Raw genomic sequence first — 19,824 nt, 5'->3', positions numbered from 1 at the left:
ACGGGGGATCCGCCTGCCCCCGCCCGGTCCCTAGCGTGGAGACATCGGCTAAGGAGGCGGAATGCTCGAACTGAGCGGCATCACCAAGAACTACGGCACGCACCGCGTGCTCGACGACGTGGGGTTCCGAGTGCCCGACGGGCGCCTGACCGGTTTCGTCGGCGGCAATGGGGCGGGCAAGACCACCACGATGCGCATCATGCTCGGCGTGCTCTCGCGCGACCGGGGCGAGGTCACCCTCGACGGGTCGCCGGTGACCGCTGCCGACCGCCGCCGCTTCGGGTACATGCCCGAGGAACGCGGGCTGTATCCCAAGATGAAGGTGCTCGAGCAGATCGTCTACCTCGCCCGGCTGCACGGCTTCTCGAAGCCGGAGGCCACGTCGCGCGCCCGCGCCCTTCTCGAAGAGCTCGGTCTCGGCGAGCGCCTGAACGACAACATCGAGACGCTGTCGCTCGGCAACCAGCAGCGCGCGCAGATCGCCGCCGCTCTCGTGCACGACCCCGAGGTGCTGATCCTCGACGAGCCGTTCTCGGGGCTCGACCCCCTCGCCGTCGACGTCGTGGCCGGTGTCCTGCAGGCGCGGGCGGCCCAGGGCGTCGGCGTGCTGTTCTCGTCGCACCAGCTCGACGTCGTCGAGCGCCTCTGCGACGACCTCGTCATCATCGCCGGCGGAACCATCCGCGCTGCCGGCACCCGCGACGGGCTCCGCCGCGAGCACCAGGGGCACCGCTACGAGCTCGTCTCGACGGGAGATGCCGGCTGGCTCCGCACAGAGCCGGGCGTCGAGGTCGTCGAGTTCGACGGCGGCTACGCCCTGTTCGACGTCGATGCCGACGAGACGGCTCAGCGTGTGCTGCGCCGGGCCGTCGAGCACGGCGACGTCGCGAGCTTCACGCCGCGGCATCCGTCCCTCGCCCAGATCTTCACCGACGTCATCCAGGAGGTCGCCCCGTGAGCGCCGCATCCCCCTCATTCGCCCAGAGCACCTGGCTCGTCGCCGAACGCGAGATCGGCTCGAAGCTCCGCAGCAAGTCGTTCGTCATCTCGTTCGCCATCCTCTTCCTCGGCGCGCTCGCGCTCGTGATCTGGGGCGGCTTCTCGGCGGGGAACGACAGCGGCTCGCCCGTCGCGGTGACCCCGGACGCGGCCTCGTACGTCCAGAACGCGCCCGGCCTCGACGTGAAGGATGTCGCCGACCGGGCGGCCGCCGAGAGCGCCGTGCGCGACGGCGACGTCGACGCCGCGGTCGTCGCCGACACGACCGCGCCGAGCGGATACGTCGTCATCGGCGACACGTCGGTGTCGAACACCATCCTGCTGTCGCTCGCGCAGCTGCCGAAAGTCGAGCTGCTCGACCCCTCCGGCGACGCCGGCTTCCTCGGCTACATCGTCGCGATCGGGTTCGGCGCGATCTTCTTCATCTCGGCGCAGACCTTCGGTGCGACGATCGCCCAGTCGGTCGTCGAGGAGAAGCAGACGCGCGTCGTCGAGCTGCTGATCTCGGCCGTACCGGTCCGGGCGCTGCTCGCGGGCAAGGTGATCGGCAACACGGTGCTGGCGATGGGGCAGATCCTCATCCTCGCCGCGGTGGCGGTGATCGGGCTGACGGTCACGGATCAGACCGCGCTGCTGACGGGCATCGGCGCCCCCATCGCCTGGTTCGCGGTGTTCTTCCTGTTCGGCTTCGTGCTGCTCGCCGCGCTCTTCGCCGCGGCCGCCGCGATGGTCTCGCGTCAGGAGGACATCGGAGCGACGACGACGCCCCTCATCCTGCTGGTCATGGCGCCGTACTTCCTGGTCATCTTCGCGTGGAACAACCCGCTGATCCTCGGGATCATGTCGTACGTTCCCTTCTCGGCACCGGTCGGCATGCCGATGCGCCTGTTCCTCGGCGACGCACTGTGGTGGGAGCCGCTGCTCTCGCTCGCGATCCTGCTCCTGACCTGCGTCGGGGCGATCCTCGTCGGCGCCAAGATCTACGAGAATTCGCTCCTGCGCATGGGAGCCCGCGTCAAGCTCGGCGAGGCCCTGCGCCGCTGACCCGCCCCCTGCTGGGCCGGCCACCCTCCCGCGGCATCGCCGTCCTCCGGGTTCACGCCCGGAGGGCGGCGATGAGTTTCTCGTGACGGGGAATGTCGGCGAACGCGCCGTCGTTCGCACGTGGCGGGACGATGGAGTCCGACGCTGTCCGCACGAACCCGGGAGAATCCCATGTCCCTCATCGAAGAGCGCGTCGCCGAGACCGACGCCCCCGTCCTCGACATCCTCGCCGCCCGCTGGAGCACGCGCCTGTACGACGAGGTCTCCCCCGTCGACGAGGACGCCCTCGCCAGCGCCCTCGAGGCGGCACGCTGGGCCCCGTCGGCCTTCAACGCGCAGCCCTGGCGCTTCGTCGTCGCTCGTCGCGGCACCCAGACCCACGAGAAGGTCGTGTCGACGCTCGTCGAGTTCAACCAGGCCTGGGCCCGCCCCGCTGGCGCCCTCATCGTCTTCATCGCGCAGACCGAGAACGACGGCAAGCCCGTGCCCACCGCGCTCTACGACCTCGGCCAGGCCGCCGCGCACTTCACCGTCCAGGCCCACGCCGACGGCCTGTACACCCACCAGATGACCGGGTTCGATGCCGCAGCCCTCGCCGAGGAGCTCGGCATCGAGGCCCCGTTCACGCCCGTCACCGTCATGGCCGTCGGCGACCTCGGCGACATCGACGCCGCCCCCGCCGCCGTGCGCGAGCGCGAGCTGTCGCCCCGCACCCGCCGGCCCGTGGCCGAGTCGGTCGTCATCGACGACTGAGCTGCCCGCAGGCATCGCGCGGGGGCGCTCGCACCATAGACGAGGGCTGTGAGGTGCGACACCCCCGCGCCGCGGGGGCCGCGGGCCGGTTATCGTCAAGCATGACCGCCCGCATCCTGTCGATCGGCACCGCCGTGCCGCCGGCCGTGCTTCACCAGAACGCCGTGCGCGACCTCTTCGCCGCGCAGCCCGGCATCGGACGACTGTCGCAGCGTCTGGTCCGTGCGGCGTTCGACGCCTCGGCCATCGAGACCCGGCACACCGTGCTGACCGATTTCGCCGAGGCACTCGATCCCGGTGGCGCGGGATCGGATGCCGCCGGCCCGGCCGCCCTTCCCGTCATCTCCGACGACGAGGCACTGCTCTCGCCCTCGACGGGCACACGCAACGACACCTATATCGCCCTCGCCCCCGAGCTGTCGGCGCGCGCGGCGCGGGAGGCCCTGTCTGCGGCATCCGTCGCGCCGGCGGAGATCACTCACGTCGTGACCGTCTCGTGCACCGGCATGTACGCGCCGGGTCCCGACTACCGGCTCGTCCGAGACCTCGGCCTGCCGACATCCGTCGAGCGCTACCACCTGGGGTTCATCGGCTGCGCGGCCGCCGTCCCGGCACTGCGGGCGGCGGCACGCATGTGCGCCGCCCAGCCCGACGCCGTCGTGCTCGTGGTCTGCGCCGAGCTGTGCACCCTGCACTTCCGGGTTGCCGACGACCCCGACCAGATCCTCGCGGCATCGCTGTTCGCCGACGGCGCCGCGGCGGCGGTCGTCAGCGCCGACCCGGCGCGTCGCGCAGAGCGGTGGCTCGACCTCGATCGGTTCGCGACCGCGGTGACCGACGACGGTGAGCGCGACATGACCTGGACGATCGGGGACGCCGGCTTCGAGATGGTGCTGACGGCGGAGGTGCCGCGCATCATCGGGCGCGAGATCCGCGCCGCGGTGGCCGAGGTGATCGGCGACGGCCGGGTCGACACGTGGGCCGTCCACCCGGGCGGCCGAGCCGTCCTCGACCGCGTCGAATCGGGCCTCGACCTGCCGTCGGATGCCCTCGCGGCATCGCGTGCCGTGCTGCGGGACTACGGGAACATGTCGAGCGCGACGATCCTCTTCATCCTCCGCTCGCTCCTCGACGCAGACACCCTGCGCGACGGCGAGACGATCGCGACGCTCGCGTTCGGCCCCGGACTCACGATGGAGGCCGCGCTCCTCACGGCAGGAGTCGCCGCTGGAGCCGACACCGGCGTTGCGGAGACAGCGTCGACGGATGCCGTGCGGGCGGAACCCGTCGCATCGTGGACCTGAGTCGTCGCGACGTCGAGCTGCGCGAGCTGATGGACGACCCGCACTGCGATCCGGAGGCCCTCGCGCAGACGCTCCGCCGCTTTGACCTCGTCAATCGCGCCGTGAGCGGCTGGGGAACGGTGTGGCGGCGGCATCTGCGGCCCGCCCTGGCTCGCCTGGATCGTCCCGCACGGGTCCTCGACATCGGATCGGGCGGTGGCGACGTCACCGCCCGGCTGGCGCGGCTGGCGCAACGCGACGGCCTCGACGTCGGCTGGGTCGGCATCGACCCGGACCCGCGCGCCCTCGCCGTCGCACGTGAGCGCGGCCGGCCCGATCTCGAGTTCCGCAGCACCGACTCGACCGCACTGCGCGCGAGCGGCGAGCGCTTCGACGCCGTCATCTCGAATCACGTGCTGCACCACCTCGGCGAGCCCGAGCTCGACGCCTTCATTGCCGACTCGCTCGCCCTGTCGCGCGGAATCGTGCTCCACGCCGACATCGAGCGGGGGCGCGCGGCCTACGCGCTCTACGCGGCGGCCATCCTGCCGGTCCAGCACGGGACCTTCCTGCGCACCGACGGGCTGCGCTCGATCCGCCGCAGCTACCGTGCCCGAGAGCTGCGGACGACGCTGGCCGGTCGCGGCGAGTGGCACGTCGTCCGACCGGCACCGTTCCGCGTGCTCGCCGTGGGAGCGGGGCGTGCCTGACGTCATCGTCGTCGGCGCCGGCCCGGTGGGGATGCTGCTGGCGGCCGAGCTTACGCGGCGGGGTGTCGACGTCACGGTGCTCGAGCGCCGCGAACGCAGCGGCGACGGGTCGCGGGCGATCGGGCTGCACGCTCCCGTCCTCGCCGCGCTCGAGGAGGGCGGTGCGACCGACCGCATCCTCGAGGACGCGGTCCGTGTCTCGCGCGGCGAGGCCCGCAGCGACGGAACACTGCTCGGCGTCATCCGATTCGATCGCCTGTCGGTGCGGCATCCGTATGTCGCCACCCTCCCGCAGGCCCTCACCGAGCGCGCTCTCGCGTTCGGTGCACCGTCGCCGCTGCGCGGGGTCGCCGTCAGCCGCGTGACACCGGGGCCGGCCGACGTACGGGTCGAGACGTCCGGTGCTCGCGGGGCCGGCGAACTGTCGGCGCCGCTCGTCGTGGTCGCCGGAGGCGTCGGCGCACGCGAGCTCGTGTTCCGGCCGAACGCCGTGAGACGCACGAGCTATCCCGACCGGTACCTCATGAGCGACGCTGACGTCCCCGGGAGACCCGGTGCCGACGTCGCCGTGGTCCACCTCGCGCGAGCGGGGGTGCTCGAGTCCTTCCCCCTGCCGGGAGGCCGACGCCGCTTCGTCGCCTGGGACGAGCCGCCCGGGCAGGATGACGGCGGGTTCGACGAGCCGGATGCGCGGCTGCGGCGGCTGCGCACCGCGATGCGAGAGCGGGGCGAAACGGATGCCGCAGAGGCACTGACCGACGCAACGGGGTTCCGCGTGCGACGTGTGCTCGCACCGGCCCTGCGTCGCGGCCGGGTGACGGTGATCGGCGACACCGCACACGAGATCAGCCCGATCGGAGGACAGGGGATGAACCTCGGCCTCCTCGACGCGGCGACCCTCGCGCCGCTGCTCGCTGCCTGGGTCCGCAGCGGCACCGAGCCCGCTGCTGCCCTCGCACGATGGGAGCACGATCGGCTGCGTTCGGCCCGCACGGCGGGCCGGCTGGCGGCGGTCAACATGCGTCTCGGCCGCCCGGTGAGTGCGGGCGCGCACGCCGTGCGCACTCGGATGCTCGGGGGCGTCCTCGCCGCGACCGGCTCGCTCGTCCCGAACGCCTATGCGATGGGGCTCGACGCCGCTGCTCGCTGAGCTCTCAGCGCAACGAGCCCGCAGCCACCACCAGCTGCGCGGCGAGCACGAGAGCCGCGGCCATGACGAGGCGGAAGCCGGTGCGGTCAGGACCGCGGAGCCGCATCCGCACCACCACCGCGACCGCGAGCACCAGCACCACGCCGAAGAACAGCCACGGCAGGACTCCCTCGCTCCGCCCGCCGATGAGCACGGCGATCGCGGCGACGACGATTCCGGCGACAGCGATGATGATCGACACCGGCGCCCCGAGGCGATGCGGCAGCCCCCGCACACCGGTGTCGCGGTCGTCGTCGAGGTCGGGCAGGACGTTGGTCAGGTGCACCGCCCCCCCGAGCGCAGCACCCGCCACGGCGGCGAAGGGCGCCGCGAGCGTCGGATCGGGTGACGAGAGCGTCGCCAGCGAGGGGAAGAGACCGAAGCTCACGAGGAAAGGCACGACCGACACCGGCGTCGACTTCAGCCCGAGGTTGTACGACCAGGCCGACACGATCGTCACGGCGTGCGCGAGCAGCATCCCCCATCCGAGCGCCGCCGAGAGAGCGAGCGCGATGACGGCGGAGCCCCCGGCCGCGATCCAGGCCGCACGATTCGAGACCTCACCGCGGACGAGAGGCTTGTCGGTGCGGCCGACGGCGCGGTCGCGTTCACGGTCGATCGCGTCGTTGGAGATGCCGATCGAGAGCTGACCGAAAAGCACGGATGCCACCAGCACCGCGAGCCGCCAGGGCTCGAGCCCGGCCGCGAGTCCGAGCGCCAGAGCCAGAGCCGTCACGACGACCGAGGGCCCCGGGTGTGAGGCGCCCCACAGGGCCCGGATCGCACGCATGCGTCCACACTCTCACGTCAGGGTCATCGGCTCCGACGGGGTTGCGCGCCTCGGCGTCGTGGGCAGGCCGCCGCCGCGATCAGTCGTCGAGCAGCTCGGCCTCGATCACGTCGTCGTCCCCTCCGGCGGCTGCCGGCGCGGCAGGCTCCGCCGCGGGACCGGCACTCGTCAGCACGAGCGCCGAGCCGTCGGCGGCCACGTCGACCCGGACGATGTCGCCGTCGCGCACCCCGCCCGACAGGATGGCCATGGCGAGGCGGTCCTGGATCTCGGACTGGATGAGGCGGCGCAGCGGCCGGGCGCCGAACACCGGGTCGTAACCGCGCTCGGCCAGCCACGCGCGCGCGTCGGGCGTGACGGCGAGCGAGAGGCGGCGGTCCTTCAGGCGCCGCTGCAGTGCGTCGACGGAGAGCTCGACGATCTGCGCCAGGTCGTCCTGGCTCAGCGCCTCGAACATGACGGTGTCATCGAGACGGTTCAGGAACTCGGGCCGGAACGCCTGGCGCAGCAGGATCTGCACCTGCTCGCGCTTCTGCTCGAGGCTCAGCGTCGGGTCGATGAGGATCGGCGATCCGAGGTTCGAGGTGAGGATCAGGATGACGTTGCGGAAGTCGACCGTCCGGCCCTGGCCGTCGGTGAGGCGGCCGTCGTCCATGACCTGCAGCAGCACGTCGAAGACCTCGGGGTGCGCCTTCTCGACCTCGTCGAGCAGCACGACGGAGTACGGGCGGCGGCGCACGGCCTCGGTGAGCTGGCCGCCCTGCTCGTAGCCGATGTACCCGGGAGGGGCACCGACGAGCCGCGACACGGAGTGCTTCTCGCCGTACTCCGACATGTCGATGCGCACCATGGCGTGTTCGTCGTCGAAGAGGAACTCGGCCAAAGCCTTGGCGAGCTCGGTCTTGCCGACACCGGTCGGCCCCAGGAACAGGAACGAGCCCGTGGGCCGGTTCGGGTCGCTGATGCCCGCTCGCGAGCGACGCACGGCATCGGCGACGGCCTTCACGGCGGTCTTCTGCCCGATGAGGCGCTTGCCGAGCTCGGACTCGAGGCGCACGAGCTTCTCGGTCTCCCCCTGCAGCAGGCGCCCGACGGGGATGCCGGTCCAGGCGGCGATCACGGCGGCGATGTCCTCGTCGGTGACCTGTTCGTTGACCATCCGCTCGGGCCCGTCGACGGCGGTCTCGGCGCGCTCCGCTTCGACGACCTCGCGTTCGAGCGCCGGGATCTCGGCGTACAGAAGCCGCGAGGCCTTCTCGAGGTTGCCCTCGCGCTGCGCGCGCTCGGCTTCGACGCGAGCCGCGTCGAGACGCGTCTTGAGGTCACCGACGCGGTTCAGCGACGCCCGCTCGCGCTCCCAGCGCGCCTGCAGCTCGTCGAGCTTCTGCTGCTCGTCCTTCAGCGTCGCGCGCAAGGCGTCGAGACGCTCGCGCGAGGCGGCATCCTTCTCCTTCTTGAGCGCGAGCTCCTCGAGCTTCAGCCGGTCGACGTGTCGGCGCAGCTCGTCGATCTCGAGCGGCGCCGAGTCGATCTCCATGCGCAGGCGCGACGCGGCCTCATCGATCAGGTCGATCGCCTTGTCGGGCAGCTGGCGGGCTGGGATGTAGCGGTTCGAGAGGGATGCCGCGGCCACGAGCGCACCGTCCGAGATGGCGACCTTGTGGTGGGCCTCGTAGCGCTCCTTGAGCCCGCGGAGGATGGCGATGGTGTCCTCGACGCTCGGCTCGCCGACGTAGACCTGCTGGAAGCGGCGCTCGAGCGCGGCATCCTTCTCGATGAACTCGCGGTACTCGTCGAGGGTGGTCGCACCGATGAGGCGGAGCTCACCGCGGGCGAGCATGGGCTTGAGCATGTTGGATGCCGCGACCGAGCCTTCGCCGCCGCCCGCGCCCATGAGCACGTGCAGCTCGTCGATGAAGGTGATGATGCGGCCGTCGGACTCGGTGATCTCCTTGAGCACGCTCTTCAGGCGCTCCTCGAACTGACCGCGGTACATGGCGCCGGCCACGAGCGCGGAGATGTCGAGCGAGACGAGCTCTTTGTTCTTGAGGCTCTCGGCGACGTCGCCCGCGACGATGCGCTGAGCGAGGCCCTCGACGACAGCGGTCTTGCCGACGCCGGGCTCGCCGATGAGGACGGGGTTGTTCTTCGTGCGGCGGGTGAGCACCTGGCTGACGCGGCGGATCTCGCTGTCGCGCCCGATGACCGGGTCGAGCTTGCCCTGCCGGGCACGGTCGGTGAGGTTGATGCCGAACTGCTCGAGGGCGCTCTGCGCCTCCTCCTGTCCGGGCTGCTGTGTGGCGTTCATATCTCTCCTGAAATCTCTCGGCTCAAACTTGAGCCTGTGTGACTCAAGTTTATCACCGTGTCGTTCAGGACGCTACGGCCTCTGCCGCAGCCCCGGCCACCGACGCAGCCTCGGGCGTACAGGCGAAGCGGGCGCGGTACGCCGAGGGGCTGAGCCCGAGGGCTCGCGCGAAGTTCTGCCGCAGGACGGAGGCCGAGCCGAATCCACTGTCTGCCGCGATCTGGTCGAGCCCGAGGTCGGTCCGCTCGAGCAGCCGCTGCGCCCGCAGGATCCGCTGCCGCCCGAGCCACGCCGCCGGGGTCGTCCCGTAATCGGCCTTGAATCGGCGCGCGAACGTCCGCGGCGACATGTGCGCGCGCGACGCGAGCAGATCGACGGACAGATCGAGGTCGAGGTTCGCGATCATCCAGTCGGTGATGGGCGCGAGCGACAGCGATGCCGCCTCGGGGAGCGGACGCGCGATGAACTGGGCCTGCCCACCGTCGCGGAGGGGCGGCACGACCATCCGCCGGGCGATCGTGTTCGCCGCCTCGGCCCCGAGCTCGATGCGCAGCAGGTGCAGGCAGGCGTCGAGCCCCGCCGCTGTGCCCGCAGACGTGATGATCCGGTCCGACTGCACGTACAGCACGTCGGGGTCGACCTCGATGCGCGGGTACATCTGCGCCATGGTCTCGGCGTAGCGCCAGTGCGTCGTGGCGCGCTTGCCGTCGAGCACACCGGATGCCGCGACCACGAAGGCTCCGCTGCAGACGGTGAGCACCCATGCGCCGCGCTCGACCGCACGTCGGACGACCGCTGTGACACGTTCATCCACGGAGTCCCAGGTCTCGCGCGGGATGGGAGTGATCACGACCAGATCGGCCTCGTCGGCGAACCCGAGTCCCGCGTCGACGTTGAGCGAGAACGGGAGATTGGCGGGGACCACCCCGGGATCGGGTGCCACCACCCGGAAGTCCAAGTTCGGGATGCCCTCGTCACTGCGGTCGAGACCGAACGCCTCGCACGCGAGACCGAACTCGAAGGGCGCGAACCCGGGCTGGACGACGCAAGCGACCGTGTGCATGGCAGGATTCCTCCGAATACCGTCTCATCCGCCAGCATCGGCAGGATAACGCTCATCGTAGCGTTTCTGCCATGCCTTCCGACATCCTTCTTCTCGCACTCGTCCTCCTCGTGATCGCCGCCGTGACAGGCACGCTCGCGGTGGTCGCACGCGACGGCTACCGCCGCGTCCCCACCGATGCGACACGCGTGCCGCCGGCGGAGGAATCGGCGCCCACACACCGCGAGCGCGAGCGGTCACCGCGCCGGAGCGCGGTCGCCGTCAGCGGTCGCGGCGCGCGCGGGCGCGACGGGATGCCGCGAGCAGTCGCGACGCCGATTCCGCCCAGGTGAATCGGGAGATGTGCGCACGACCCGCCGCGACGAGCGCCGCTCGGGCGGCATCGTCATCGAGTGACTCGACGGCCGCGGCGAAGGCTCGCGGGTCGCGCGGCGGCACGTAGAGCGCGCCGTCGCCGCCGACCTCATGGAAGATCGCCATGTCGCTGACCACCGCGGGCACCCCGAGCGCCAGGGCTTCCGCGATCGGCAGCCCGTACCCCTCGTCGAGACTGAGCGTCGCGAGCATTCCCGCATCGGCGAGGAGCGCGGCGTACTCGGCATCCGTCACTCCGCCGTGGAAGATGATGCGGGCACCGGCGGGCGCGAGCTCCTCGAGCTCGGCGCGTCGACCGTCGGAGATCCGACTCAGCAGGTGCAGCGTGCGGCCGGGCAGCCACTGCATCGCGCGGACGAGCGTCTCGACGTTCTTGTAGGGCATGAACGAGCCCATGTAGACGATGTTCTGCGGCTTCGCAGCCCCGGGCATGGCCGTCGCGGGCGCCAGCTCGGCGAGACGCTGCGGAGCGTTGGGCAGCACCACCACCTCGCGCTTGGTCAGCTTGACGTCGGCGAACTGACGCTTGCTCGTCTCGCTGACCGTCGCGACGACGTCTGCGGCGTTCAGCGTCGCCCGCTGCGGCGCATACGAGAGGTGGAAGAGCCGCCAGCCCAAGCGCACGAACCACGGCAGATCGCGGGGCGGTGTGCGGTGCCGGTAGTAGATCGTGTCGTGCAGCGTGAGGATCAGCGCGAACCGCCGACCGAGGGCCCCGATCGTCTGCATCGGCGAGTAGACGACGTCGGGTCGGTGCCGGTTCAGCCGCAGCGCCGCGAACGGCTCGAGCATGGAGGTCGGCGCGTGCAGCGTGACGTGCGGCGCCCCTGCCGGGAGGAACGGCAGCTGCGCGGGGTCGTGCACGATGAACGTGACCTCGACACCCTCGGCGGGCGCCGCCGCGAACAGCGCGTGGGCGAGCTCATGGGAGAAGCGGCTGATGCCGTCGTGGAAATCGGTGCGGATGTAGCGCGCGTCGAAGAAGAGCCGCATCGTCAGGCGTCGAGCGGCTCGCCGCGGTAGAGCTTCTCGAAGGTGTCGAGAGTGCGCTCGATGTCGTGGATCTCGACGCCGTCGAGTGAGGCCTGCTGCATCCGCAGGTACTCCTCGGGAGAGGCGGTCAGCACGCGCCGCAGCTTGTCGGCGAGGTCGTCGACGTTGCCGGGCTCGAAGAGGTATCCGTTCACACCCGATTGGACGAGGTGCGGAAGGGCGACGGCATCCGCCGCCACGACGGGCAGGCCCGAGGCCATGGCCTCCATCGTCGCGATCGACTGCAGCTCGGCGATCGAGGCGATCGCGAAGACGTCGGCCCGCGTGTATGCCGCGCGGAGGTCGGCCTCGTCGGTGCGCCCATAGAACGTGACGCGGTCGGTGATGCCGAGCTGCTGCGCGGTCTGCTCGAGATTCCGACGCTGGTCGCCGCCGCCGACGATGTCGAAATGGACGTCCAGCTCGGGGGCGAGCTTGGCGACGGCCTTCAGGGTGACCTCGACGTGCTTCTCGGTCGTGAGGCGCCCGACGAACAGGATGCGGCGGTGCTCGCGCGGAGTCAGGTCGGGGGTGTAGTTGCGCTTGTCGATGCCGCAGCTGATCGGGATGACGCCCGAGATGTCGATTGTGTCCTCGAGGAACTGCGCGGCCTTGCGCGTCGGGGTGGTCACGGCGCGCGACATCAGGAACGTGCGCTTGGCGTCGTCCCAGCAGAGCTTGATGATGATCTTGTCGAGGAACGGCGGCAGCGTCGTGAAGTCGATGACGTTCTCGGCCATGACGTGGTTGGTCGCGACGACGGGGATGCCGCGCTTCTTCGCCTCGCGCGTGAGTCCGCGGCCGATGACGATGTGCGACTGGCTGTGGACGACGTCGGGCTTGACCGAGTCGAGCACGCGCCGGGCGTAGTGCTTCGAGCGCCAGGGCAGCACGAAACGCAGCCAGTCGTGCGGGTACCAGCGCCACCCGGGGAGGCGGTGGACGGTGAGGTCGGCGCCCTCGATGTTCTCGGTGAAGACTCCCGACTGCGAGTGCTTCACGCTGGGCGTCACGACGTGCACGTCGTGACCGCGGGCGGCGAGGCCGGCGGAGAGGCGTTCGGCGAAACGGGCGGCTCCGTTGACATCGGGGGCGAAGGTGTCGGCGCCCATCACGATGGTCAGGGGCGCGCGAGAACTCTCGGCGGGAACACCCTCGGTCGTCGTGGATTCGGTCACGGGTCAGGCCCAATCTGTACGGCGGCGTGCCGCCGGCTGTGGCCGACGCGGCGGCCCCGAGCTTACCCGAGCGGTATAGGGGCTCCCGGGAGGCGGCACGGCGTTGGGGGAAACCGGCTCGGGCCGCGTCGGGTGCTGCACGCGACGCCCCGCGCGCACCCAGGCGGCATCCCTAGGCTGGGGTCATGGCCCGACTCGAAGCCGATGCCGATCCCGCCCGCTGGGTTGCCGTCACCGAATCGTTCGGATTCTCCGGACGCAGCGCTCGCAAGCGCGCGATCGGGATGCTGCTGAGCCAGGCGAATGCCGCGACAGGAGCGGCGCCCCGCCCCGGTGGACGCTTCGCCGCGTGGGCCGCGAGCCAGGCGGTGCCGATGCTCATGCGGCGCGCGAACGGTCGGGTGCGGGCCTGGATGTGGAAGGCCGACCCCGAGCTGCTCGTCGTCCTCGCGCAGATTCAGGAGGCGACCCCGCAGGTGCGCACCGCGCGAGCGATGATGCCGATGGAGTACGACGACACCGAGGACTTCCGCTCCCCCTACCTCGGGGCGGGCGAGAAGCTCGTCATGACGCTGCCGCCTGACCCGCGGACTCCCCCGTTCGTCTCGTACACCTGGGACACGGGAACCCATCTCGTCACGCTGTCGGCCGTGTGCAGCGACCGCGAGCGCGTGGGGACGGTTCTGGAGGAGCTCGATCACCTCGCCCGCTCGCTCCGCGTCGTCGACGACCTGACCCTCGACGAGTCCGCCAACACGCTCCGCCTCCCCCCCGCCTGATCGCCGACCCGACGCAAAGCGTCGCCGATCACCGGCCGGAGCGACCTTTCGTGTCGGTTGGGCTCAGAGTTGCGGAGGGCGGGGGTCAGCGGGCCAACGCCTCGCGCGCGCGGAGGAGAATGGCTCGCCGCCGCGCACCGCGGTGGGTCCTGTTCACCCGGATGACGCGCCAGCCGAGGCGAGCGAGGTCGTCGAGGCGGTCGACGTCGCGGCCGTACTGCGCGTCGTCGAGCCGGTGCTGCTGACCGTCGTACTCCAGGAGCACGCGCCGCTCGACGTCGACGAGGTCGCCATAGGCCACGAAGCGCCCGGCCTCATCGCGGATGACCGCGTTGACCTCGAAGGTGGTCATTCCGAGGTCTTCGGCGTCAAGACGCAGCTCCGTCTCCGCAACCGAGTCGGTGCGTTCCCGGCAACGTTCGTACGCGAGTCGGAGCGCGCGTACGCCGCGCCGACCGGACCACTTCGTCACCGCTCCACGGAGCTGCTCGATCGACAAGACAGGATCATGCCTGCGCATGAGGGAGTCTGCCGCGATGACGAGCTCGCGTTCGTCCATGAGCTCGGCCGATTGGCACCAGGCGACGGCCGGGTGCGCGATCGGAACGGGTCCGAATCGCCACAGACTCGCCGCGGCAGCTTCGTGCCCGCGCACCCCGGCACCACGGGCACGCCCGAGCGGTCGCGGCGCTGCGACATCCACCTGCGCGCGCAGCCGCTCGGGGATCCAGCCGCCGACGAGAGCCACTGCCGTGGCATGACTGATGTGCTCGCCCGCGCGCAGTTTCGGCAGATAAGCGGTCACCAGCGCGCGCACGTCCGTCACGGGCGCACGCGAGCGGATGCTGTGGAAGGGCGCGGCCAGGTCGGCTGAACGGAGTCTGCCGCGCGTCACGCCGGTCGCGCGCGCCGTCCCGACCGAGAAGGCACCCGGCAGCGCCTCGGGGAGTTCAGCAGGAGTGCGTGCCACCCGTCCAGGCTGTCGGCCCCCCGCACCCACCCCGAGCTCTCCCCAGCCCGTTCGACATCCGATCTCCGTCGCCCCGCCTGTGCAGGACCCCCTGCGCACATCCCCGCCACACGCGCGAACCGACCCGAATGGTCGGTCCGCGCGTCGGATAACGCCCCTTTGCGTCGGGTCGGCTACGGCTGCGCGGACGCGGGCGGGTCGGACGGGCGGCGGTAGAGCACGACCTCGGTGGCCCGGCGCACGCGCGCACCGTGACGCAGGGTCACGACGGCACCCGTGGCGCCGGCGGCGAACACCCGCGCGCCGGGGCGCTGCTGCATCTCGTCGCGCAGACGCTGCTCGAGGTCCCGCACCTCGCGGCGGAGTCCCGCGACCTCGTTCTCGAGCTCCAGGATGCGTGCGATGGCAGGCAGGCTGATGCCTTCCGCCGACATCCGCGCCACTTCTCGCAGCTGCCGAATGTGGCGCAGCGAGTATCGACGCGACCCTCCCTGCGTGCGCCCGGGCACCACGAGGCCCAGCCGGTCGTACTGCCGGAGGGTCTGCGCGTGCATGGCCGCGAGCTCCGCCGCGGCCGCGATCGCGAAGATCGGGGCGTCCTCGTCGATGTCGTCTTCGGCCATGGTTGGTCACCTCCTGGGCGTCGTGAGTGTCACCCCGCGACCCGCCGCGTCCGCCCGTAGAAGGCCGGATGCGGCGGGTCGACACGGGTGTGTCAGCCGCGCGCCTTGTTCATCAGGTCGGCGCGGGGATTCTCGCGGGGCTCGACCTCCGCGAATCGTTCGAGGGCCGCTCGGGCCTCCTCGTCGAGGTGCGCGGGAACGGCGACCTGGACCTCGGCCAGCAGATCGCCCGTGCCCTTCGACGTGCTCACGCCGCGCCCCTTGACCCGCAGGACGCGGCCCGACGGGGTGCCGGGCGCGACCCGGAGCTTGACGGGGTCGCCGCCCAGCGTCGGCACCTCGATCGTGGCGCCGAGGGCGGCCTCGGTGAAGGTCACCGGGACCACCACGCGCAGGTTGAGTCCGTCTCGCGTGAAGACCGGGTGCGGCCGGACCGTGACGCTCACGACGATGTCACCCGATTCACCGCCGTCCGGCGACGGACGCCCGCGACCGCGGAGCCGGATCTTCTGCCCGTCCTTCACGCCCGCCGGAATCTTCACCTTGAACGGCTTGCCGTCCTCGCCCTGGAGCGTGACGGTGTCACCGCGGACCGCGGTGGCGAAGTCGAGCGTCGTCCGTGCGGTGACGTCCGCACCGCGCTGCGGGCCGCCGAAGCCCTGGAAGCCCCCGGTCGAGCGGCCGAAGCCGCCCGACCCGAAGCGGCTCGACCGCCCCGTCTGCTGGTTGAACATCGCGAAGATGTCGTCGAAGTCCGCGCCGCGGGCTCCGGCACCGCCTCGCGCACCCTGGTTGAAGGCGCTGAAGACGTCCTCGAAGCCACCGGCGCCCTGGCCACCCGCGGTGAAGCGGGCACTGCCCGACCCCATCGCCCGGATCTGGTCGTACTCCGCGCGCTGCTCCTTGTCGGAGAGCACGGAGTACGCCTCGCTGATCTCCTTGAACTTCGCCTCGGCCGCGGGGTCTCCCTGCGTCGAGTCGGGGTGGTACTTGCGCGCGAGCTTGCGGTAGGTCTTCTTCAGGTCGGTGTCGGAGACGTCTTTGGAGACGCCCAGCACCTTGTAGAAGTCCTTGTCGAACCAGTCCTGACTGGCCATGTCGTTGCCTCCTATTCGGCCGGCACGGCGACGACGACCTTCGCCGGACGCAGCTCGATGCTGCCGAGGCGGTAGCCGACCTCGACGACCTCGAGGATCGTCGGCTCGGCCGTGCCCGGGGTGGGCGCCTGGAAGATCGCCTCGTGCTGCTGCGGGTCGAACGCGTCGCCGGCGGCGCCGTAGGACTCGACGCCCAGTCGCGCCACCACCCCGCGGAGCTTGTCCGCGATCACCGCGAGCGGCGATCCCTCGACGAGGTCGCCGTGCTTGTCGGCACGGTCAAGGTCGTCGAGCACGGGCAGCAGGCCCTTCGCGACCGAGCCCTTGGCGCGCTCGATCTCAGCCTCGCGCTGGTCCTCGGTACGCCGACGGTAGTTGGCGTACTCGGCCTGCACCCGCTTGAGGTCGAGCAGCAGGTCGTGCTCTTCGGCGGGTGCTTCCGCGACGGCGGCCTCGTCGGACTGGGTCGCGCCGAGGATGTCGTCGATGGTCAGTTCGTCGTCCGCAGCCGCGGCATCCGATGCTCCGGGGGCCCCGTGCGCGTCGGGGCCGGACGCCTGGGCGTCCGACCCCTCCTCGCCGAGGACCTCGTCATCGCCGTGCGGCTCTTCGAAGTCCTTGTCGGTCATGATTACTTCTTGTCTTCCTCGTCTTCGACGACCTCGGCGTCGACGACGTCCTCATCGGATGCCGTCGCGCCGGCGTCGCCGGTCGGAGCGTCGGCCGGGGCGCCCTGCGCCTGGTCGGCCTGACCCTGCGCGTAGATGGCCTCGCCGAGCTTGCCCTGCGATGCGTTGAGCTTGTCGAACGCGGTCTTCACCGCGTCGTCGTCGTCGCCCGCGAGTGCGGTCTTCAGCGCGTCGACATCGCCCTGGACCTCGGACTTGACGTCCTCCGGGAGCTTGTCGGCGTTGTCGGCGATCAGCTTCTCGATCGAGTACGAGAGGGTCTCGGCCTGGTTGCGGACCTCGGCGGCCTCGCGGCGCTTCTTGTCCTCGGCCGCGTGCTCCTCGGCCTCGCGCACCATGCGCTCGATGTCGTCCTTGGGCAGCGACGAGCCGCCGGTGATCGTCATCGACTGCTCCTTGCCGGTGCCCTTGTCCTTCGCCGAGACGTGCACGATGCCGTTCGCGTCGATGTCGAAGGTGACCTCGACCTGCGGGATGCCGCGGGGCGCCGGTGCGATGCCGGTGAGCTCGAACGTGCCGAGCGGCTTGTTGTCGCGCGTGAAGTCGCGCTCACCCTGGAAGACCTGGATCGCGACCGACGGCTGGTTGTCGTCGGCGGTCGTGAAGGTCTCGCTGCGCTTGGTCGGGATGGCGGTGTTGCGCTCGATGAGCTTCGTCATGATGCCGCCCTTGGTCTCGATGCCGAGGCTCAGGGGGGTGACGTCGATGAGGAGGACATCCTTGCGCTCGCCCTTGAGGACACCGGCCTGCAGGGCGGCGCCGACGGCGACGACCTCGTCCGGGTTCACGCCCTTGTTGGGCTCCTTGCCGGCTTCCTTCTTCACGAGCTCCGAGACGGCGGGCATGCGGGTGGAACCACCCACGAGCACGACGTGGTCGATGTCGCCGACCTTGATGCCGGCCTCACGGATAACGTCCTCGAAGGGCTTCTTCGTGCGGTCGAGCAGGTCCTTGGTGAGGTCCTCGAACTTGGCACGCGAGAGCGTCTCGGACAGCGAGACGGGGCCCGAGTCGGTCAGCGAGAGGTACGGCAGGTTGATCGACGTCGACTGCGAGCTCGAGAGCTCCTTCTTCGCCTGCTCCGCAGCCTCCTTGAGGCGCTGCAGGGCGATCTTGTCGCCGGAGACGTCGACACCGGTCGTGTCCTTGAACTGCTTGATCAGGTACTCGACGATGCGCTGGTCCCAGTCGTCACCGCCGAGGCGGTTGTCACCGGCGGTGGCGCGCACCTGGATGGTCGAGAAGTCGTCGTCCTTGCCCACTTCGAGGAGCGAGACGTCGAAGGTTCCGCCACCGAGGTCGAAGACGAGGATGAGCTCGTCCTCCTTGCCCTTGTCGAGCCCGTAGGCCAGGGCGGCCGCAGTGGGCTCGTTGATGATGCGCAGGACGTTCAGGCCCGCGATCTCGCCGGCCTCCTTCGTCGCCTGACGCTCGGCGTCGTTGAAGTACGCGGGGACCGTGATGACGGCGTCGGTCACCGTGTCGCCGAGGTACTGCTCGGCGTCGCGCTTGAGCTTCTGGAGGATACGGGCCGAGATCTCCTGCGGCGTATACGCCTTGCCGTCGATCGCCTGGGTCTTCCAGTCGGTGCCCATGTGACGCTTGACCGAGGTCAGCGTGCGGTCGACGTTGGTGACGGCCTGCCGCTTGGCGGTCTCACCGACGAGTACCTCGCCGTCCTTGGTGAACGCGACGACCGAGGGGGTCGTACGGAGCCCTTCGGCGTTGGCGATGACCTTGGGCTCGCCGCCCTCGAGGACGGCCACGACGGAGTTCGTCGTGCCCAGGTCGATACCCACTGCACGTGCCATGAGTTGTCTCCTTACTTGCGGTTCTGATGGATCTGAAGTCTGCGGCGGCCCAACCTGAGCCGCGATGACTCAACTGTACTCCCGGCCCAAAATGGTGTCAAGCGAACTTGAGTCAAGGCGTATCAAGTTGCGTGTCGCGCCTCGCTGCACGATTTCGTGCGCCTGAGCCAAACCTGAGAAAGACTGAGGCGCGATCATCGGTTCCTCCCAGGGGCGCGCTATATGTTGAGTCCACCCATGACAAGAAGCGTGATCCCGAACTCGCCTCTCGTCGACCTCGGACCCGCAATGGGCGGTCGTCGAGCGTTGCGTCGCGCCCGGAGACGACCATGACCCGCACCGCTGTCGTGATCGAGGATGACGACGACCTCCGTAGCCTGCTCACCCAGACCCTCGAGCAGCACGGCTTCGCCGTACACGCTTTCGCAGACGGGCATGCCGGCGTCAACGCGGTGCGCGCCGTGCGTCCAGACCTGACCACCGTCGACGTCAAGCTCGACGGCATCGACGGGTTCGAGGCGGTCCGCCGCATCCGCGCCTTCTACGACGGATACGTGCTGATCATCAGTGCCGTCGACGACGAGACGGCGACCGTCGAGGGATTCCGCAGCGGCGCCGACGACTACGTCATCAAGCCCTGGCGCCCCTACGAGCTCCGGGCCCGCATCGACGCCCTCATGCGACGCCCGCGGACGCTCCAGGCGAACGAGGCGGCACCGGGCGCATGGCTCGAAGCCGGCGGCCTGCGACTGAGCCCCGGCTCGCGCCGCGTCGAGCTCGACGGACGCTCCCTCGATCTGACGCGTTCCGAGTTCGATGTCCTGCAGGCCCTGATGCAGCGTCCCGGTGACGTCGTCGAGAAAGCGTGGATCGCGCTCATGCTCCGACGGCAGAGCGGCGCGCACGGCGAGCACGTCAGCCCCCACGACCTTCACGCGGTCGAGGTCCACCTGATGAACCTGCGCCGCAAGCTCGGCGACGACGGCCGGACCGGCCGCTGGATCGAGACGGTGCGCGGCATCGGCTATCGGTTCGCGCGTCGCGACTGAAAAGGGCGTCGACCCCCTTCCCGACGGATACGCTGGCCCCGTCGCGATGACGCGACGTGACGCCGCCGGCCGGCGGCACCGA

Annotated in this window: 18 protein-coding genes; 8 read left to right on the top strand and 10 right to left on the bottom strand. The window is 70.5% G+C overall.

Translation table 11 applies throughout. The features are described 5' to 3' along the window. Nucleotides 1-61: 61 nt before the first annotated feature. The 6 genes from O1W71_RS06435 (at nucleotide 62) to O1W71_RS06410 (ending at nucleotide 5,939) form a co-directional block, all read left to right on the top strand. Nucleotides 62-958 carry an ABC transporter ATP-binding protein gene (locus tag O1W71_RS06435; RefSeq protein WP_269267047.1) on the top strand — a complete coding sequence of 299 codons (897 nt, stop codon included), beginning with the start codon at nucleotides 62-64 and terminating at the stop codon, nucleotides 956-958. After that, nucleotides 955-2,043 (top strand): ABC transporter permease, encoded by a 1,089-nt coding sequence (locus O1W71_RS06430; protein ID WP_269267046.1) that lies wholly within the window; start codon nucleotides 955-957, stop codon nucleotides 2,041-2,043. Before O1W71_RS06435 ends, O1W71_RS06430 begins: the two co-directional genes overlap by 4 nt. Nucleotides 2,044-2,214: 171 nt before the next feature. After that, nucleotides 2,215-2,796 carry a nitroreductase family protein gene (locus tag O1W71_RS06425; RefSeq protein WP_269267045.1) on the top strand — a complete coding sequence of 194 codons (582 nt, stop codon included), beginning with the start codon at nucleotides 2,215-2,217 and terminating at the stop codon, nucleotides 2,794-2,796. A gap of 101 nt (nucleotides 2,797-2,897) precedes the next feature. After that, nucleotides 2,898-4,100: a type III polyketide synthase gene (locus O1W71_RS06420; RefSeq protein ID WP_269267044.1), complete on the top strand. Its 1,203-nt coding sequence runs from the start codon at nucleotides 2,898-2,900 to the stop codon at nucleotides 4,098-4,100. Beyond that, nucleotides 4,091-4,789 carry a methyltransferase domain-containing protein gene (locus O1W71_RS06415; RefSeq protein WP_269267042.1) on the top strand — a complete coding sequence of 233 codons (699 nt, stop codon included), beginning with the start codon at nucleotides 4,091-4,093 and terminating at the stop codon, nucleotides 4,787-4,789. Before O1W71_RS06420 ends, O1W71_RS06415 begins: the two co-directional genes overlap by 10 nt. Continuing rightward, nucleotides 4,782-5,939 carry an FAD-dependent oxidoreductase gene (locus tag O1W71_RS06410; RefSeq protein ID WP_269267041.1) on the top strand — a complete coding sequence of 386 codons (1,158 nt, stop codon included), beginning with the start codon at nucleotides 4,782-4,784 and terminating at the stop codon, nucleotides 5,937-5,939. Before O1W71_RS06415 ends, O1W71_RS06410 begins: the two co-directional genes overlap by 8 nt. Before the next feature lie 4 nt (nucleotides 5,940-5,943). Here the strand turns inward: O1W71_RS06410 and O1W71_RS06405 are convergent, their stop codons facing one another. The 5 genes from O1W71_RS06405 to O1W71_RS06385 form a co-directional block, all read right to left on the bottom strand. After that, entirely contained in the window at nucleotides 5,944-6,768 is an 825-nt protein-coding gene (locus tag O1W71_RS06405; protein ID WP_269267040.1) for a UbiA family prenyltransferase, read from the bottom strand. Between the two features lie 79 nt (nucleotides 6,769-6,847). Continuing rightward, complete coding sequence (locus O1W71_RS06400) at nucleotides 6,848-9,076, bottom strand: ATP-dependent Clp protease ATP-binding subunit (RefSeq protein WP_269267039.1); 2,229 nt, start codon at nucleotides 9,074-9,076, stop codon at nucleotides 6,848-6,850. A 64-nt stretch (nucleotides 9,077-9,140) separates the two neighbouring features. Beyond that, nucleotides 9,141-10,139, bottom strand: coding sequence for a helix-turn-helix domain-containing protein (locus O1W71_RS06395; RefSeq protein ID WP_269267038.1), 999 nt, complete (start codon nucleotides 10,137-10,139; stop codon nucleotides 9,141-9,143). 261 nt (nucleotides 10,140-10,400) lie between these two features. Further along, entirely contained in the window at nucleotides 10,401-11,507 is a 1,107-nt protein-coding gene (locus tag O1W71_RS06390; protein ID WP_112616087.1) for a glycosyltransferase, read from the bottom strand. 2 nt (nucleotides 11,508-11,509) lie between these two features. Then, nucleotides 11,510-12,658 carry a glycosyltransferase gene (locus O1W71_RS06385; protein ID WP_439117189.1) on the bottom strand — a complete coding sequence of 383 codons (1,149 nt, stop codon included), beginning with the start codon at nucleotides 12,656-12,658 and terminating at the stop codon, nucleotides 11,510-11,512. 251 nt (nucleotides 12,659-12,909) lie between these two features. Here O1W71_RS06385 and O1W71_RS06380 point away from each other — a divergent pair, with 251 nt between their 5' ends. Beyond that, on the top strand, nucleotides 12,910-13,503 hold the full coding sequence (locus O1W71_RS06380) for a hypothetical protein (RefSeq protein WP_269267036.1): 594 nt from the start codon (nucleotides 12,910-12,912) through the stop codon (nucleotides 13,501-13,503). Nucleotides 13,504-13,588: 85 nt separating this feature from the next. On the opposite strand, the gene O1W71_RS06375 is transcribed toward O1W71_RS06380, so the two are convergent. The 5 genes from O1W71_RS06375 to dnaK form a co-directional block, all read right to left on the bottom strand. Continuing rightward, entirely contained in the window at nucleotides 13,589-14,473 is an 885-nt protein-coding gene (locus tag O1W71_RS06375) for a hypothetical protein (RefSeq protein ID WP_269267035.1), read from the bottom strand. Nucleotides 14,474-14,646: 173 nt separating this feature from the next. Next, nucleotides 14,647-15,096 (bottom strand): heat shock protein transcriptional repressor HspR, encoded by a 450-nt coding sequence (locus tag O1W71_RS06370; protein WP_269267034.1) that lies wholly within the window; start codon nucleotides 15,094-15,096, stop codon nucleotides 14,647-14,649. 92 nt (nucleotides 15,097-15,188) lie between these two features. Further along, nucleotides 15,189-16,193: a DnaJ C-terminal domain-containing protein gene (locus tag O1W71_RS06365; protein ID WP_112616079.1), complete on the bottom strand. Its 1,005-nt coding sequence runs from the start codon at nucleotides 16,191-16,193 to the stop codon at nucleotides 15,189-15,191. 11 nt (nucleotides 16,194-16,204) lie between these two features. Next, on the bottom strand, nucleotides 16,205-16,822 hold the full coding sequence (locus O1W71_RS06360) for a nucleotide exchange factor GrpE (RefSeq protein ID WP_269267033.1): 618 nt from the start codon (nucleotides 16,820-16,822) through the stop codon (nucleotides 16,205-16,207). A gap of 2 nt (nucleotides 16,823-16,824) precedes the next feature. Beyond that, nucleotides 16,825-18,693: a molecular chaperone DnaK gene (gene dnaK / locus O1W71_RS06355; protein ID WP_269267032.1), complete on the bottom strand. Its 1,869-nt coding sequence runs from the start codon at nucleotides 18,691-18,693 to the stop codon at nucleotides 16,825-16,827. Between the two features lie 329 nt (nucleotides 18,694-19,022). On the opposite strand from dnaK, the gene O1W71_RS06350 reads away from it, so the two are divergent. After that, nucleotides 19,023-19,742, top strand: a complete 720-nt coding sequence (locus tag O1W71_RS06350) for a response regulator transcription factor (protein WP_114589032.1) — start codon at nucleotides 19,023-19,025, stop codon at nucleotides 19,740-19,742. Nucleotides 19,743-19,824 lie beyond the last annotated feature (82 nt).

It is taken from the genome of Microbacterium sp. H37-C3 (assembly GCF_027157935.1).
Classification (GTDB): Bacteria; Actinomycetota; Actinomycetes; order Actinomycetales; family Microbacteriaceae; genus Microbacterium; species Microbacterium plantarum.
The sequence above is the reverse complement of the archived record's forward strand: the minus strand, read 5'-3'. Positions and strand labels throughout refer to the sequence as shown.